The 15,484-nt window shown below is 40.9% G+C and carries 11 protein-coding genes and 1 rRNA gene; 1 reads left to right on the forward strand and 11 read right to left on the reverse strand.

Features of this window, described 5'->3' with window-relative positions:
- The 5 genes from D3P96_RS00005 to D3P96_RS00025 all read right to left on the reverse strand — a co-directional run.
- Positions 1-112: ribosomal RNA gene (locus tag D3P96_RS00005) — 16S ribosomal RNA — on the reverse strand; the annotation flags it as partial.
- Positions 113-502: 390 nt separating this feature from the next.
- Positions 503-1,471, reverse strand: coding sequence for an IpaB/EvcA family protein (locus tag D3P96_RS00010; protein ID WP_124942393.1), 969 nt, complete (start codon positions 1,469-1,471; stop codon positions 503-505).
- Between the two features lie 6 nt (positions 1,472-1,477).
- Positions 1,478-2,740 (reverse strand): hydroxymethylglutaryl-CoA reductase, degradative, encoded by a 1,263-nt coding sequence (locus D3P96_RS00015; RefSeq protein WP_124942394.1) that lies wholly within the window; start codon positions 2,738-2,740, stop codon positions 1,478-1,480.
- Positions 2,741-3,193, reverse strand: coding sequence for a MerR family transcriptional regulator (locus D3P96_RS00020; RefSeq protein WP_124942395.1), 453 nt, complete (start codon positions 3,191-3,193; stop codon positions 2,741-2,743).
- Positions 3,194-3,326: 133 nt separating this feature from the next.
- The gene (locus D3P96_RS00025; protein ID WP_244919039.1) at positions 3,327-5,501 is read right to left on the reverse strand and encodes an LTA synthase family protein; all 2,175 of its coding nucleotides are present in this window, start codon (positions 5,499-5,501) and stop codon (positions 3,327-3,329) included.
- Positions 5,502-5,632: 131 nt separating this feature from the next.
- On the opposite strand from D3P96_RS00025, the gene D3P96_RS00030 reads away from it, so the two are divergent.
- Positions 5,633-6,076: a GNAT family N-acetyltransferase gene (locus D3P96_RS00030; protein WP_124942396.1), complete on the forward strand. Its 444-nt coding sequence runs from the start codon at positions 5,633-5,635 to the stop codon at positions 6,074-6,076.
- A gap of 43 nt (positions 6,077-6,119) precedes the next feature.
- Here D3P96_RS00030 and gyrA read toward each other — a convergent pair whose 3' ends face one another.
- The 6 genes from gyrA to dnaA form a co-directional block, all read right to left on the reverse strand.
- A complete protein-coding gene (gyrA, locus tag D3P96_RS00035) occupies positions 6,120-8,693 on the reverse strand; it encodes a DNA gyrase subunit A (protein WP_124942397.1) in 2,574 nt (857 codons plus the stop codon).
- Between the two features lie 46 nt (positions 8,694-8,739).
- Positions 8,740-10,683 (reverse strand): DNA topoisomerase (ATP-hydrolyzing) subunit B, encoded by a 1,944-nt coding sequence (gene gyrB, locus D3P96_RS00040; protein WP_124942398.1) that lies wholly within the window; start codon positions 10,681-10,683, stop codon positions 8,740-8,742.
- Between the two features lie 19 nt (positions 10,684-10,702).
- Positions 10,703-11,821 carry a DNA replication/repair protein RecF gene (gene recF, locus D3P96_RS00045; RefSeq protein WP_124942399.1) on the reverse strand — a complete coding sequence of 373 codons (1,119 nt, stop codon included), beginning with the start codon at positions 11,819-11,821 and terminating at the stop codon, positions 10,703-10,705.
- On the reverse strand, positions 11,821-12,051 hold the full coding sequence (gene yaaA / locus D3P96_RS00050; RefSeq protein WP_124942400.1) for a S4 domain-containing protein YaaA: 231 nt from the start codon (positions 12,049-12,051) through the stop codon (positions 11,821-11,823). The genes recF and yaaA overlap by 1 nt, the downstream gene beginning before the upstream one ends.
- Positions 12,052-12,227: 176 nt before the next feature.
- Positions 12,228-13,358 carry a DNA polymerase III subunit beta gene (gene dnaN / locus D3P96_RS00055; protein WP_124942401.1) on the reverse strand — a complete coding sequence of 377 codons (1,131 nt, stop codon included), beginning with the start codon at positions 13,356-13,358 and terminating at the stop codon, positions 12,228-12,230.
- 199 nt (positions 13,359-13,557) lie between these two features.
- Complete coding sequence (gene dnaA, locus D3P96_RS00060) at positions 13,558-14,973, reverse strand: chromosomal replication initiator protein DnaA (protein WP_124942402.1); 1,416 nt, start codon at positions 14,971-14,973, stop codon at positions 13,558-13,560.
- Positions 14,974-15,484: the final 511 nt, after the last annotated feature.

The raw sequence follows: 15,484 nt of genomic DNA on the forward strand, positions 1-15,484 counted from the left end.
TCGTCATATCTGAGCAAGCTCTTCAAATCAGTTGGACCACAAAGCGTTCGACTTGCATGTATTAGGCACGCCGCCAGCGTTCATCCTGAGCCAGGATCAAACTCTCATTTTGTACTTACTCCATAAATGAAGAAAGGTTTCAAAAGCTTGATATTACTCAATTTTTCTTTTTGTTGTTTAACAGATTGTTAAACGAATTTACTAGCGAATTGACTTCGCAAATGTTTGCACCAAATAAATTTGGTGACCCTACACATTTGTTTATATCGAAACGATATTCAGTTTTCAATGATCTACTTTTTCGTTAGACAAGAGGTGTTAACCTCTCACGACCCAACTTGATTAAGTATACTGTATTCAGTAATCAAAGTCAACACTTTTTTAATTTAAATTATCGTGTAACTCTTATCGCTCAAGTAGAGAACTCAGACTATATTACAGAACCCCAGGGGGTTTGTCAATAAAAAAAACAAACAAATTGAATTGTTTGTTTTCGTCGTTTTTAGTCACGTAACGTATAAGGTTGTTTAATCTGATCAAACAACTCTGCCACTGATAATTGATAGAGTTCTTTGAAGAATTCAGCACGTTGACTCTCGTCTTCGGGTGCAGAAAGCACAAAGCTATTTTGTCCATCTTGTTTGGTAACACCAATATAAGCTTTTTGGTTAGTTGTCTCATCCAAAAGGTCAATATGCTTAATATTGAAAATTTGATTAACCGTCAAACGTAGTTGACGTTCTGAAAGGACCGGCGTTAATGTTGCAAACTCCTTGGCATTCAACAATGGTAGATTCATCTTAGCCATTTGTTCATCAAATGTCGTGAAGGCCGCAACAACGGCACGGTGTAATCCAAGCGCATTGACAATTTTTTCAGGTTGCATGGCCTCTAGGATTTTATTTGCGGCGGCCCAGGCAACTGGATATTGGTCCATTAGTTCTGTCTGCTTGGCTTTAATTTGGTTTGGATCAAGCACACTAAACAAAACTTGTGTGTCCAATAGTAACATAATGCGCAATGCAGCCTGGCTTTGCTCATCATCTGGAGTTTCAGGTGTTAGTTCTGCCTCAACGCCCTTAACATAGGCATCAACAACATCATCGGTAATCAAACCATGTTGCTTTTGTTCCTTATAGATGATGGCATGTAAGGCTGGACGATAAAGATAAGTTGACATCACAATCATTTGTTCAGTCAAATCATCATTATCTGCTACCTTCAATTGGAAGAAGACTTGGGGAAACCCGCCTAATCCAAGCATCATATGTAGCAATTCGTGTGTTGCCGTAAAGTCAGGGGCCGTTGCATCAGTGACTTGAATGGCTAGACGTTCTCCTAAGACATCCGTTGTTACTTGTTCATGGTTAATGATACCTGATGCTTCTCCATTACCATGTAAAACAATTGAACCTGGATATAGCTGATTGACTTGATCAAGTAACTTTAATGTATCTGCTGAAAATTGCATAACGTACTACCTCTTCTCTTTTCTGATATTTGCCAATAACGCCTGCGCAGAGGCTTGATTAATTTGTTCTGATTTTTCTAGGGCAGCCACCAGCAATGGGACTTCTGCGACCGTTGCTCCTACCTGTAACGCCAATGACTTAGCTTGCAGCGCCATATGGCCCGCTTGGATACCGCTTGAAACTAGCGCTCTGAGGGCAGCCAAATTTTGGGCCAAAGCGACACCAGCCACGATGGCGCTCAATGTTTGGGCATCTGGATTCCCCATAATTTGTTGGTTTAATTGAACTGCTGGGACAATCCCAATCGATCCACCAACAACTCCTAGCATAAGCGGCATTTTAATACTTCCATTCAAAAATTGACCATCATCCGAAACAGTCCATTGTGCCAGCCCCTTATATTGACCTGACTCCGCCGCATACGCATGCATCCCCGCGTTCACAGCTCGAGTATCATTGCCACTCGCAAGGACTACCGCTTCAACACCGTTCATGATGCCTTTATTTGCTGTAACAGCTCGATATGGGGTGAGTTGCTCCATATAACTCGCTTGCGCAACGCGTTGCGCAACATCTGCTCCAGCCATACCTTGCTTTGTTTTCAAAGCTGCTACTGGAATCGCAACATTTGCTTCAATGAGCGCTTCTGTTGCGTAATTCGACAAGATACCCATTAATATTTCAAAGCCAACTGAGCGTAAATCTTGTGCCACGGCTTCAGCCATGGTATTCACTACATTGGCCCCCATCGCTTCACAAGGATCAACTAGAACATCAACGGCAACTGTTTTTTCATCTAGAGGCTCAATCACAATATCCTTGGCACCACCACCACGCGCTTCCATGCTAGGATGTGCGTGATTGGCTACAGCTAATAATTGAGCTGTATGCTTTTGCACATAATGTTGGAATGCCCCAGTATCATCAAGGTTGATGGCAATGACTTGGCCGCGAATTAGGCGTTGCTTAAAGGCAGCGTGTACACCATCCCCTTGATTCAACATCCGGGCACCATTATTGGCTGCAGCAATGACACTAGGTTCTTCGGTTGCCATTGGCACAGACTTGTGTTCTCCATTAATTTCAATATCAGTTAGCAAACCCATTGGTACGCCAAAATTATACAGATAATTTTCGACCTGTTGATCACCAACTGCACTGTAATTTTCAGCCATCAGCTTAGCTTGCGTTGCATCAATCACATGGTTCTCAACTAAATATTGAATACGGTCTTGCCAATCTAATTTATAGTAACCTGACCATTTCATTTATTCACCCTCTGCTCGTACATGATAATGAACCTTTTCATCTTCATCAATTGACGCCCACAAACGCGTCTGCGCTTCTTCATCAAAAGTTCCTAGATCCACCATAATTTCACCATCGACTTCTTCAATTCCCCGAACAGCATGTCCAATAATCGTATGAATCTTTTTGAACATTTCCAAAATTTCATCGGTCTTAGCCACGGCTGCTTTTAGTGTATAGCCTTCATCCAAAAAATATTTAATTGATTGGACTTTATGAAAAGCTTCATAGTTATAGACACGCGCATCTTGATCCCCCTCCCGTGGTAAGGGTCGGATAATCGCTTTGCTTTCCCAATAACGTAACTGCCGAGTTGAAACACCTGTCATTTTTGATAGCTCCCCGATTCTAAACTTAAAGAGGTCGGGTTTAAATATGCTTTCAATCACTTCTCTTTTATCTAAATATGCCATTGATTCACACCCGTTGTTTCAAATAATTTTACTTACCAAGATTGTTAACCTATTTAACAGGCATGTTCAATTTTACTAAATTCCCATTAAAAAAGCCAACCGACACATGGTCAGCTGGCTTTTTACTTCACCCTTATGGATTAGGCTTATCGTTTCCACCATCAGTGGTATCCCCTTGATCAGGGTTTACTTGCTGAATTCGGGAAGTATTTGATTTAGGCTCATCCTTTTCAGGTGCGTCCGTCTTATACAATGGCTGCGTTGATTTATTCCCGTTAATTGTATACAAGTCACGTGAACTTGATTTACGTTGTTTCTCGAGATTCTTCAACTTCTCCAAGCCGTTCGAATAATTGTATTCCTTCGCATCAACTGGCTTAAAGCCCTTTGGTGTGTAGAAACGCAACAAATCCTTTTGATTGATAGCATCCGATACACGCAGTTGTTCATGCGCAGCATCTGTTGCCTTCTTTTCTTGTTCCAACTGTTTCTTAGTTGGATTATCAATCGGCTTATCAGTCTTATTATCATACATAACTGAATTAATATAGCTATACTGTGGCGTAATAACATCCCCATCACGCATAGCAACAATTTGTTGACGCTTATTACTCAACAAATCTTGTCCCAATTCAACGTATTTCTTGGTATCCGTCACACCTAACAAATGCAACAATGTTGGCATCACATCAATCTCACCACCATACGTATGGTCGATGAAGCCACCTTGGTAACCAGGAATATGAATCATAAATGGCACACGTTGCAATTGTGCATTGTCATTGGCGTTCCAATCATCAGGATTCTTCCCTAAAATCGGCGCTAATGCCTTATTTTCAGAATTAGAAATACCATAATGATCACCGTACATCACAATAATTGAATTGTCGTACAAACCAGAACTCTTCAAATAATCAAAGAATTCATGAATCGACTGATCCATGTAATGGTTCGTTTCAAAGTAACCATCAACGACCTTTGAACCACTATCTGTTGTTTGGAAGTTAGGATCCTTGTCCTCACTATCTAAACTATACGGGAAGTGATTCGTTACTGTGATGTACTTCGCGTAGAACGGCTGTTGGAGACGCTCTAGGTATGGAATTGAATCATAGAATAAGAGCTTATCTTTCAATCCGTAACCTGTGGCTTTGTCTCCAGACGTATCATAGTAACTGGCATCAAAGAAGTACTGGTACCCCATGTTTTTGTACACGTTATTTCGGTTCCAGAAACTGGCAGTGTTCCCATGGAAAACGGCTGAAGAATAACCTTGCGTTTGCTTCAAGATACTTGGCATCGCTTGGAAAGTATGATCACTTCCTTGCGTGGCAAATAATGAACCTTGTGGCAAACCGAATGTTGACGTCTCCAACATATTTTCCGCATCGGACGTTTTCCCTTGTCCAACTTGATTGAAGAAATTATCAAATCCAATGGTACTCTTTGAATGATAAATACTATTCAAGAATGGGGTTACTTCTTGCCCATTAACTTTTAAATCAAGCGAGAACTGCTGAGTTGATTCAAGATGAATCACAAAAACATTACGTCCTTTTGCAATTCCAGCATACTTCGCATTCGCAGGCACATTATGGTTACGAATGTACTTCTGCACTTTTTCAATATCTGATTTCTTAGCGCTACTCTTCAATTCTGAAACTTTTTGGGCGCGCACGGCATCTGAAAAAGTATAACTATCTAATCCCAAATAACGCACCATCATTTTGCTATCAAACTGACGGGTAATTAATTGAGGACGATCCATTTCACTTAACATCAACACGAGCATTGAGCCTAGAATAGCAAAACTTGTGATACTAAACGCTTTGAACTTGGCTACTGCTGGTGCATTTAATCTAATTTTCCTAAAGATAACAAGGACTAGCAGCACGACCAAATCGAGCCAAAAGAAAATATCATGGACATTACTTAAGGCAAATCCGGACGCACCCAGGCCTTGGTTAACCTTGTCGTACCCCAACATAACTGAGACCGACATAAAGTCAGAAAATTCACGATAATAAATAACGTTTAACTGAATTAACGCGATATTTGCAATATATATAATTAATGAAATCGGATAAAATAGTTTAGGTGATTTAAAATATAAAGCAAAACTTAGTAATAATAGTGCAATTGGTATTGGATTCACTAAGAGGGTTATCCATTGAACCGGGGTAGCACCCTGATACAATTTGAAATCCATAATATTGGCCATCTGTGTTTTAGCCCAGAGTAATGCGACTAAAATCATAATAAAGCCAACTCGTGATTTAAACCAATCAGAAAGACGACTCTGCTTCATAGATTATTGGTTCCTTTGTAATTTTTTAACTATTCTCCATTATACGATAAATTCGGACCGTTGTGTCCATCGTTATAACCTATAAATTGTATTAAAAGTAATTTAAACTAGCCATAAGGAGTGTGTTAAACATGTCCAATCGTTTTAATATCCTTTGCAGACGTGGTTTTTCGGACGTTCAAATTGATGCCTTTAACATCCGTCAAACTGTTTTTGTAACAGAACAAAATATTGATGCTTCAGATGAATTTGACTCATTTGACGAATCGGCGTTACATCTTGTCGGTTATTTAGACGCCATTCCGGTTACAACCGTCCGCTTAGTGGTAACTGATTATGTCGTTAACATCCAAAGAGTCGCGACCTTGGCGTCATATCGTGGGCAACATTTTGCGACGCAATTATTGCAGTATGTTCTATCAGCCTTCGACCAACAAGACGACATCAGACAATTCGAGTTAGATGCACAATGCTCAGCTCAATCATTTTATGAAAAGCTCGGGTTTACCCCAGTCGGTCATCCGTTTGAAGAAGTCGGCATCCCCCATATCCATATGTTGAAACTAAAACAATAAAAAAAGCTTATCCAGTCAATTGAACTGAATAAGCTTTTTTATTTTATTCTAAATCATCTTCAGCGCGATCAAGCAATGCTTCTACTTGTTCCGCTTGTGAGTTAACAGCTTCAGCTGGTGCATCAGTGACTTCAACTGCAACTGCTTCGACATCTCCATCGACATCGGCTTCTGCATCAGGTTCTGGATCAACTGTTGTAAACGTTGCAACCTTTGAATCACCATCTAAACGAATCAAACGCACACCTTGCGTTGCTCGGCCAGTTTCAGAAACAGCATCAACACTGAATCGAATCATGACTCCCATGTTAGTTGTCAACATGATGTCTTCATCATTATCAACAACTGCGATTCCAGCAACTGGTCCGTTCTTCTCAGTGATTTGGGCTGTTTTGATTCCCTTACCACCACGACCCTTAATTGGGTATTCGCTGACTGGTGTCTTCTTACCGTAACCATTTTCCGTAATGACCAAAACGTACTTATCATCTTCAAGTGCTTGGGCACCGATAACGTAGTCATCATCACGCAAATTGATTCCACGGACTCCAGCAGCAGTTCGTCCCATTGAACGGACTGCGGTTGAATTAAATGACACGGCGTAACCATTATGCGTACCAATGAGAATGTTACTCTCACCATTGGCAACCAAGACATTAATTAATTCATCTTCATCACGCAAATTAATGGCACGCAATCCGCTCGTGCGGATATTTCCGAAATCAGAAACCGGTGTGCGCTTTACAACACCGTGACGGGTTGTAAAGAAGAGATAATCTTCACTTTCAGATGCATCTCCTTGCACACTAATCACCGTTTGGATTGATTCATCTGAATCAAGACCCAAAAGGTTCACGACTGGAATTCCCTTAGCTGTTCGGCTATATTCAGGAACTTCATAACCCTTCAAGCGGTAAACACGACCTGTGTTCGTAAAGAAAAGCAAAGTATCGTGGGTAGATGATGAAACCATTTGATCAATAAAGTCATCATCGTGCACGCCCATACCTTGGACACCACGACCACCACGGTTTTGTGAACGGAATTCACTTTGTGCCATACGCTTGATGTAACCACCACGCGTTAGTGACACGATGACGTCTTCTTCTTCAATCAAATCTTCATCTTCGATTGATGTGACATCACCAACTTGCAATTCGGTACGACGTTCGTCACCGAACTTATCTTGAATTTCCAATAATTCTTGATAAATAATCGCATCAATACGTTCAGGTTTTGCCAAAATATCCTTAAAGTCCGCAATTTTTGCGACCAATTCTTGATATTCATCCTCAACCTTGTCGCGTTCCAAACCAGTCAAACGAACCAAACGCATATCCAAAATTGCTTGGGCTTGCTTATCTGACAAGGCATAATCTGCCATCAATTGTGTTTTCGCAATTTCAGCAGTTTTTGAACCACGAATAATCGTAATGATGGCATCGATATGATCCAAAGCAATTCGTAATCCCTCAAGAATGTGGGCACGTGCTTCAGCCTTCTTCAAATCAAATTCAGTACGACGGCGAATCACTTCTTGTTGATGTTCAAGATAGGCAACCAAAATCTCTTTTAGACCAAAGAGCTTTGGCGCACCGTTCTGAACAGCCAACATGTTGAAACTAAAGTTTGTTTGCAACAACGTTTGCTTGTACAAGTTGTTCAAAACAACTGAAGCAGATACGTCACGGCGCACATCGATTGCAATTCGATAACCTTCCTTGTCGGATTCATCGTTAACACCGGTGATTCCTTCAATTCGCTTATCACGACCTAAGTCGGCGATACGTTCGATCAAACGCGCCTTGTTAACCATAAATGGCAACTCAGTGACGATGATCCGTTCGTGCCCGGACTTGTCGGTTTCAATATCGACTTTAGCACGCACCGTAATGTGACCTTTTCCAGTCTCATAAGCTTTACGAATTCCAGCCTTTCCCATAACGATTCCACCTGTTGGGAAATCGGGTCCGGGAACTGCTTCCATCAATTCAGCGGTTGTGACATCAGGGTTATCCATCAACATATGGATGGCTGAAATCACTTCCCCCAAATTATGCGGTGGAATATTGGTTGCCATTCCAACCGCAATTCCATTCGTTCCATTAACCAATAAGTTTGGGAAACGAGCTGGCAAAACTTCAGGTTCATGATCAGTTCCATCATAGTTATCGATGAAATTAACTGTATCTTTGTTGATATCACGCAACATTTCAACTGAGATTTTACTCAAACGCGCTTCAGTATAACGCATCGCGGCAGCTGAATCGCCGTCAATTGAACCAAAGTTTCCATGACCATCAACCAACATGTAACGATAACTAAAGTCTTGCGCCATACGAACCATTGATTCGTAAATCGCTGAATCCCCGTGGGGGTGATACTTACCCATGACGTCCCCAACTATACGGGCTGACTTTTTGTGTGGCTTATCTGGTGTCACACCTAATTCGTTCATGCCAAATAAGATTCGACGATGCACGGGTTTCAGTCCATCACGGACGTCTGGTAATGCTCGCGCCACGATAACTGACATTGCATAGTCCAAAAAGGACGTCTGCATCTGTTCGCCAACATTGGCATTGGTTATCCGACTATCATATTGTTCTTCAGACATTCTTGACCCTTTCTATATCTTTTGAAAATACGTCGAGACGGACGTATTAAATATCTAATTCGGCGTATTGCGCATTTTCTTCAATGAATTCACGACGTGGTTCAACCTTGTCACCCATTAACATTGAGAAGATACGATCGGCTTCAACACCATCATCTAATTGCACACGCAATAAGCGACGATTTTCAGGATCCATCGTTGTTTCCCAAAGTTGACTGGCATCCATTTCACCAAGTCCCTTATATCGTTGAATTGCTGGCTTAGGCGAAGCATTTAGCGTCGGCAACAAACGATTAAGTTCTTCTTCTGAATCCAAATACTGCACAAACTTACCTTGGCGTACTTGGTAGAGAGGTGGTTGCGCAATATAAACATATCCCTTTTCAAGGAGTGGACGCATATAACGATAAATCAGCGTTAACAACAATGTTCGAATGTGCGCACCGTCGACATCGGCATCAGTCATGATAATTAACTTGTGGTACTTGGCCTTAGAAACGTCAAATTCATCTCCAAAACCTGTTCCCATCGCAGTAAAGAGTGAACGGATTTCTTCGTTACCCAAAATCTTATCAATGCTTGCCTTTTCAACGTTCAAAATTTTTCCTCTAATTGGCAAAATCGCTTGCGTCAAACGTTCACGTCCCTGCTTAGCTGAACCACCGGCTGAGTCTCCCTCAACAATAAATAATTCAGAAATTTCAGGGTCTTTTGATGTATTGTCAGCTAATTTACCTGGCAAGTTTGAAATTTCAAGACCACTCTTCTTACGCGTTGCTTCACGCGCACGCTTAGCAGCCTTACGTGCCTTGTTGGCCAAGAGACCTTTTTCAACAATTTCGCGAGCTGTTGCTGGGTTTTCCAACATAAAGCGTGAAAATGTTTCAGAGAACATCCGATCAACGGCTGTTCGTGCATCAGAATTCCCAAGCTTTGTCTTGGTTTGCCCTTCAAACTGTGGATCTGGGTGCTTAACAGAAACAATTGCTGTTAGCCCTTCACGAACATCTTCCCCAGAAAGTGACTCATCCCCATCCTTTAACAAGCCGTTCTTACGTGCGTAATCATTAATGACACGCGTTAAAGCAGACTTGAATCCAGTCTCGTGAGTTCCACCTTCATAAGTGTGGATGTTATTGGCGAATGACATCATATTTGTGTGGAAGTCATCAGTATATTGAAGTGACACTTCAACTGCAATCCCATTTTCAGTTCCTTCAACATAGACAGGATCTGCAAACAAAACATCTTTGTTGACGTCAAGGTATTCAACATACTCTTTGATTCCACCTTCATAGTGGAATGATTCAGTTACTGGTTCTTCAGGACGGTTATCGGTAATCGAAATACGTAGTCCCTTATTTAAGAAAGCCAATTCACGAACACGATTTGTCAAAGTCTTGATATCAAATTCCGTTGTTTCCTGGAAAATATCAGGATCTGGCGTGAAATGTACAATTGTTCCACGTGAAACAGCAAGTCCATCTGGTCTCACTTCGTGAATTGTATCCTTCACATGTCCACGTTCAAAGTCCATAGCATAGGCTTTATCATCACGGACGACGATTACATCTAATTCAGTTGATAACGCGTTAACAACTGAGGCACCCACACCGTGAAGTCCTCCAGAAACCTTATAACCGCCGCCGCCGAACTTTCCTCCGGCGTGAAGCACCGTAAAGACTGTTTCAAGTGCAGATTTACCTGTCTTAGCTTGAACGTCAATTGGAATACCACGACCATTGTCAGTTACGGTAATTGAATTATCTTTTTCAACTGTCACAGTAATGTGATCCGCAAAGCCAGCCAAGGCCTCATCGATTCCATTGTCGACAATTTCCCACACTAAATGATGTAGACCTTGACTCGTTGTTGTTCCGATATACATTCCTGGACGCTTACGCACCGCCTCAAGTCCTTCAAGGACTTGAATCTGGCTGGCATCATAATCATCCGCTTGTGTATGCATTTGTGTATCTTCTTCAGCCATTATTTTCCCCTTCTAACATTCATTCATTTTCTTGCAGTGTTCCATTTTGGACATTAAAAATCTTTGGATCTTCGATTAATTGTTTGGCAACATCGCTCAATGAAGGTGTCGTAATAAACGTTTGCACCTTATTTTGCATTGCTTTCAACAAATGTGTTTGTCGACTTGCATCCAATTCAGATAGGACATCATCCAATAGCAGTACTGGATACTCACCGGTTTGCTGTTTCATAAGGTCAATTTCAGCTAGTTTTACTGCCAATGCAGTCGTTCTTTGCTGTCCTTGTGAACCAAATGTTGCCACATCAAATCCATTAACTAAAAAACGTAAATCATCACGGTGTGGGCCAACTTTCGTTACGCCTTCCGCAATCTCACGCTTTTGCACTCGCTCAAACTCTTGCGTTAAAGCTTGTTGTAATTCGGTGGGGTCCATATCGGTGACATCTTTAATTTGTGAAATATATTCAATTTCCAGATGTTCCTGACCCTGTGTAATGGCTTCATGGATTGGTTGGGCAGCCTGATTTAAGTCTTTTAAGAGCTTAATCCGGCGCTCGATTAATTCAGAGGCAAAAATCACGAGTCGTTCCGTTAGGACCTCTAAAAACAATTTATCAGATTGTTTTTGCATTTGTAATTGTTTTAAATATTGATTGCGCTGTTTTAGCGTGGCCCGATATTGATTGGCCACATACAGATATTTGGGGCTCATCTGACTAAATTCACGATCAATAAAGCTACGACGGACAGATGGCGCACCTTTGACCAACTCTAAATCTTCAGGAGCGAACAAAATCACATTCAAGTTCCCAATATAGTTGGCTAGTTTCGGCTGATTCAAATGATTCACCCGCGCCTTCTTACCTTTATTTGTAAACGTTAAAGAAAGTGGTACTTTTCCAGAATTTTTTTCAACAACGCCGGCTACTCTGGCCTCACTCTCCCCCATCATAATCAATTCTTTATCAGAATTCGTTCGATGAGAACGCGTCAACGCCAGCACATAGATAGCCTCAAGCAAATTCGTTTTACCTTGGGCATTTGACCCTAAAAAAACATTCACTCCCGGCGAAAATGTGACATCTAAATCTCTATAATTCCGGAAATTTTTTAACGTTAATTCCGTTAAACGCATTAATCCGTTGCGCCCATCCCGTTAATCACAAAACGTTCACCTGTTGGTACAGCAACAACATCACCAGGATAAAGCTTACGGCCTCGGCGATCATCGGGTTCTTGGTTTACCAAGACTGTGTTTTCACGTAGATACCATTTTGCTTGTCCACCAGTTTCTGTTACGCTGGCCTGCTTTAATAATTGCCCAAGTGTAATGTATGGTGTTTGAATATTAATTTCTTCAGCCAATTGAACCCCTCCTATTTGAAACAAAGTGCTTTTTCTCTACTGTCTATTATACGCTTTCACGACAGTTTTCACAATCTTAAAAAGCCGATATGAGCATTCTGAACAATTTATATCAAATGTGACAAAAAAGCCGAAAACCCCTTTCAAATTCTTAAAAGGCGATTTTCGGCTTTTTATTAGTATGTGCGTACTGGCGTAATCAATTGAATAAAGTTTGTTTCATTATTTGTTGGGACCAATGTAAAGGGATCCAATGGGGTCTTAAATCCAATTTGGATTTCTTCATCACCAAATGACTTTAGGGCTTCCCGCATATAATCTGGATTAAATGAAATCGTTAGTTCATCCCCAGACGTTTGGGCAGCGAAGATTTCTTCTTCCACGCGTCCAACTTCAGGTGAATTTGATGAAATCGTTGAACGACTATCGCTCACCATAAATTGGATGACGTTTGAACGACCTTCGTGACTTAGCAAAGCCGCACGTTCAATCGTTTGCAACAAGTCACGTGCATTAATTGTTAGTGTTGTGCGCTTTTCTGTTGGAATCAACCGTGACGCATCAGGATAGTTTCCTTCTAGTAACCGTGAATAGAAAACTGTGTTTTCACCTAATTGGAAAATCACTTGGTTTTCAGCCACACGCACATCAACAGTTTCAACATCATCAAGCATAGCTTGAAGTTGCGTCAATGACGGTCCAGGAATAATGATGTCAGCATTAACATCTGATTCACCGAAGGTTACTGTACGTTGTGCTAAACGATGACGATCAGTCGCAACTGCTGTTAAGTTTCCGCCAGCAATAATGAAGTGCACCCCAGTCAAAATGGGTTGGCTTAATTGCTTTGAAACGGCAATAACCGTTTGACTGATAACTTCAGTCAAGGTTGCAGCTGGCAAAATCAAATGATTCGTCACTTCAATCTCTGGTAAATGTGGATAGCTTTGGGCATCTTGCCCGTTAATATCAAACTCAGCACTTTCAGAAGTAATTTTTGCTTGCAAACCATCAGTGTTGGTCAGCGTGAACGTTTCACCGGGCAAACGCTTTACGATGTTGGCAAAGAATGATGCTGGTAAAACAAGTGCCCCTGGTTGTGTCTGTTCTAATTTAGCTTGATCATCGCTGAATGGGATTTTTGTTTCAATAGAAATATCTGTATTAGATCCGGTTAAAGTTAACCCTGTCTCATCTAATTCTAATTTAACACCTGTCAAAATTGGCATTGATGTTCGTGAAGAAATAGCTCGACTGACATGGTTCATTGCTTTGATAAATTCTGAACGATTAATTGTAAATTGCATTTGACTCTCCTCATGAACATGTATCAAGCGTTGCTTATGCATGATTTATTTATAAATATAAAAAATAGTAATAGTAATAAGGGGTGTGGATACTGTGGATAACGCTAATACAGTCGATTATACCAATAATTGGTCTATGTGGATGACTGTGTGGATAACTTTCTTGAAACTTTTGACTTATCCACAGGCAGGTTTTGTATTAGTTGGTTAGTTTTTCGCGAATTTCTTCAACCTGACGCTGTAATTGTTCATCTTCGGCAATCTTCTTTTCAATCTTTTCCGTAGAATGCATCACAGTTGTATGATCTTTGCCACCAAAGGTACGTCCAATTTGAGGTAATGAATCCTGTGTTAATTCGCGGGCAAGATACATTGCGATTTGACGTGGAACCACAATTTCCTTATTACGTTTTTTCCCATTCAAGTCATCAATAGTGACATCAAAGTAAGTTGCCACGGTGTCTTGAATAATTGGAACGGTAATGGCTCGTTGGCGCTTAAAGCTCATTTTCTCCAAGATCGAACGGGCAGTTTCAACAGTCACATCAGCTTTACTAAACTTCATCTTCCCAACGACTTGGTTGAAGACCCCTTCCAAATCACGCACGTTGGTATCAACGGCAGCAGCGATTTCATCAATCACATCATTTGGGATATTGAGGTTTTCTTGATCAGACTTGTTGCGCAGAATGGCAACACGCGTTGGTAAGTCAGGTTTTGTGATATTGGCTGAATAGCCTTGTCCAAAACGAGTTACTAAACGCATCTCTAATCCGGGAATTTCTTTAGGTAGCTTATCTGAAGTTAGAACAATTTGGTTATTTTCACGGGTAATGGCGTTAAACGTATTAAAGAATTCTTCTTGGATCTTTTCTTTACCGGCCAAGAATTGGACATCATCGACCATCAGTAAATCAGTGCTACGGTACTCACGTTTGAAGGCTTCGGTAGCTTTAGGTCCGCGACGCAAGGCTTCCGTGAAGTCATTAATGAAATCTTCAGTGGTGATGAATTTAACTTTAGCTTCAGGGGTGCGTTCTAATACGGCATTTCCAATTGACTGCATTAAGTGGGTCTTCCCAAGTCCTACGCCTCCATAAATTAACAATGGATTCCATTGCGTTCCAGGATTATCGGCAACGGCTTGCGCAACTGAATAAGCCTCACGATTTTCGTCTGACGAAACAAATGTGTCAAAACGGAATTCGGGGTTTAATGTCGCTTTTGTGATGAAATTGGAAGCCAAGACAGTTGAATCACCTTCTTCAGGTTCAATGGCATCGGTTGCTGCCGTGTCATTGGGATTCAAATCCAATTGGGTTGGTTTTGGTTCTATATATGTAACGGACGGCATAACATAAGTTGGCTGCCCGTTGAGAGACATGGTTGCCATCATTGCGGATTGGACGAAAGATTGCGTGTAAGCATTACCCTCAGTCTGCCATTCATCAGCGACATTTTCATGATTGCTGGTTAATTGCAAGGTAACGGAATTATTATCATTCTCAATGATAGCGACTGGAGTCAAACTATCAATATAAGTTGCATATGAAAATTCATTGGTTTTCTTTCTTAAATCTTCTTTGATGGCATTCCAAAGTTGGATAGGATCCATTTTGGACGACCTCCTAAAAAAATTAACTGGTGCAGAATAGTTATCCACAGTACAAACTGTGAATAAATCTTATCACGTCACTCATTGTAACAGGGATATATGGAGTTTTCCACAGCTAAAAACGCGCTAGATTGGGAATCTATCCCACTGTAAATAACAAATAGAGATATTCACAGGTTGTGGAAAAAGTTATCCGACTTCCCACAGGGGTGTGATTAAAAAAATCACGAAATTGTGGATATCTGTGGATAACTATCGAAAAAAAGAGTTATCCATAAGCAATTGTGGATAATCGGATGTTACTCTATCAGTATTCAACAGACTTATCCACATATTCACAGGGGCTAGAGAATTTATTTTTACACCACGGTGGATAATGTGGAAAAACTGTGGAAATTGTGGAAAAACGTCATAACGGAGTGTTAGGTAGGGTGTGGTTGTCCACATAACAGAGCGTTAGATTTGGGATAACTTTTTTATTTTGAAATATGTAAATTAATTGACTGGGTTT

This window comes from Weissella viridescens, from assembly GCF_003862435.1.
Taxonomy (GTDB): Bacteria; Bacillota; Bacilli; order Lactobacillales; family Lactobacillaceae; genus Weissella; species Weissella viridescens_A.

Bases quoted from the DNA above. Each gene is read 5' to 3' on its own strand.
- D3P96_RS00010 (WP_124942393.1), bottom strand. From the start codon at position 1,471: ATGCAATTTTCAGCAGATACATTAAAGTTACTTGATCAAGTCAATCAG.
- D3P96_RS00015 (WP_124942394.1), bottom strand. From the start codon at position 2,740: ATGAAATGGTCAGGTTACTATAAATTAGATTGGCAAGACCGTATTCAA.
- D3P96_RS00020 (WP_124942395.1), bottom strand. From the start codon at position 3,193: ATGGCATATTTAGATAAAAGAGAAGTGATTGAAAGCATATTTAAACCC.
- D3P96_RS00025 (WP_244919039.1), bottom strand. From the start codon at position 5,501: ATGAAGCAGAGTCGTCTTTCTGATTGGTTTAAATCACGAGTTGGCTTT.
- D3P96_RS00030 (WP_124942396.1), top strand. From the start codon at position 5,633: ATGTCCAATCGTTTTAATATCCTTTGCAGACGTGGTTTTTCGGACGTT.
- gyrA (WP_124942397.1), bottom strand. From the start codon at position 8,693: ATGTCTGAAGAACAATATGATAGTCGGATAACCAATGCCAATGTTGGC.
- gyrB (WP_124942398.1), bottom strand. From the start codon at position 10,683: ATGGCTGAAGAAGATACACAAATGCATACACAAGCGGATGATTATGAT.
- recF (WP_124942399.1), bottom strand. From the start codon at position 11,821: ATGCGTTTAACGGAATTAACGTTAAAAAATTTCCGGAATTATAGAGAT.
- dnaN (WP_124942401.1), bottom strand. From the start codon at position 13,358: ATGCAATTTACAATTAATCGTTCAGAATTTATCAAAGCAATGAACCAT.
- dnaA (WP_124942402.1), bottom strand. From the start codon at position 14,973: ATGGATCCTATCCAACTTTGGAATGCCATCAAAGAAGATTTAAGAAAG.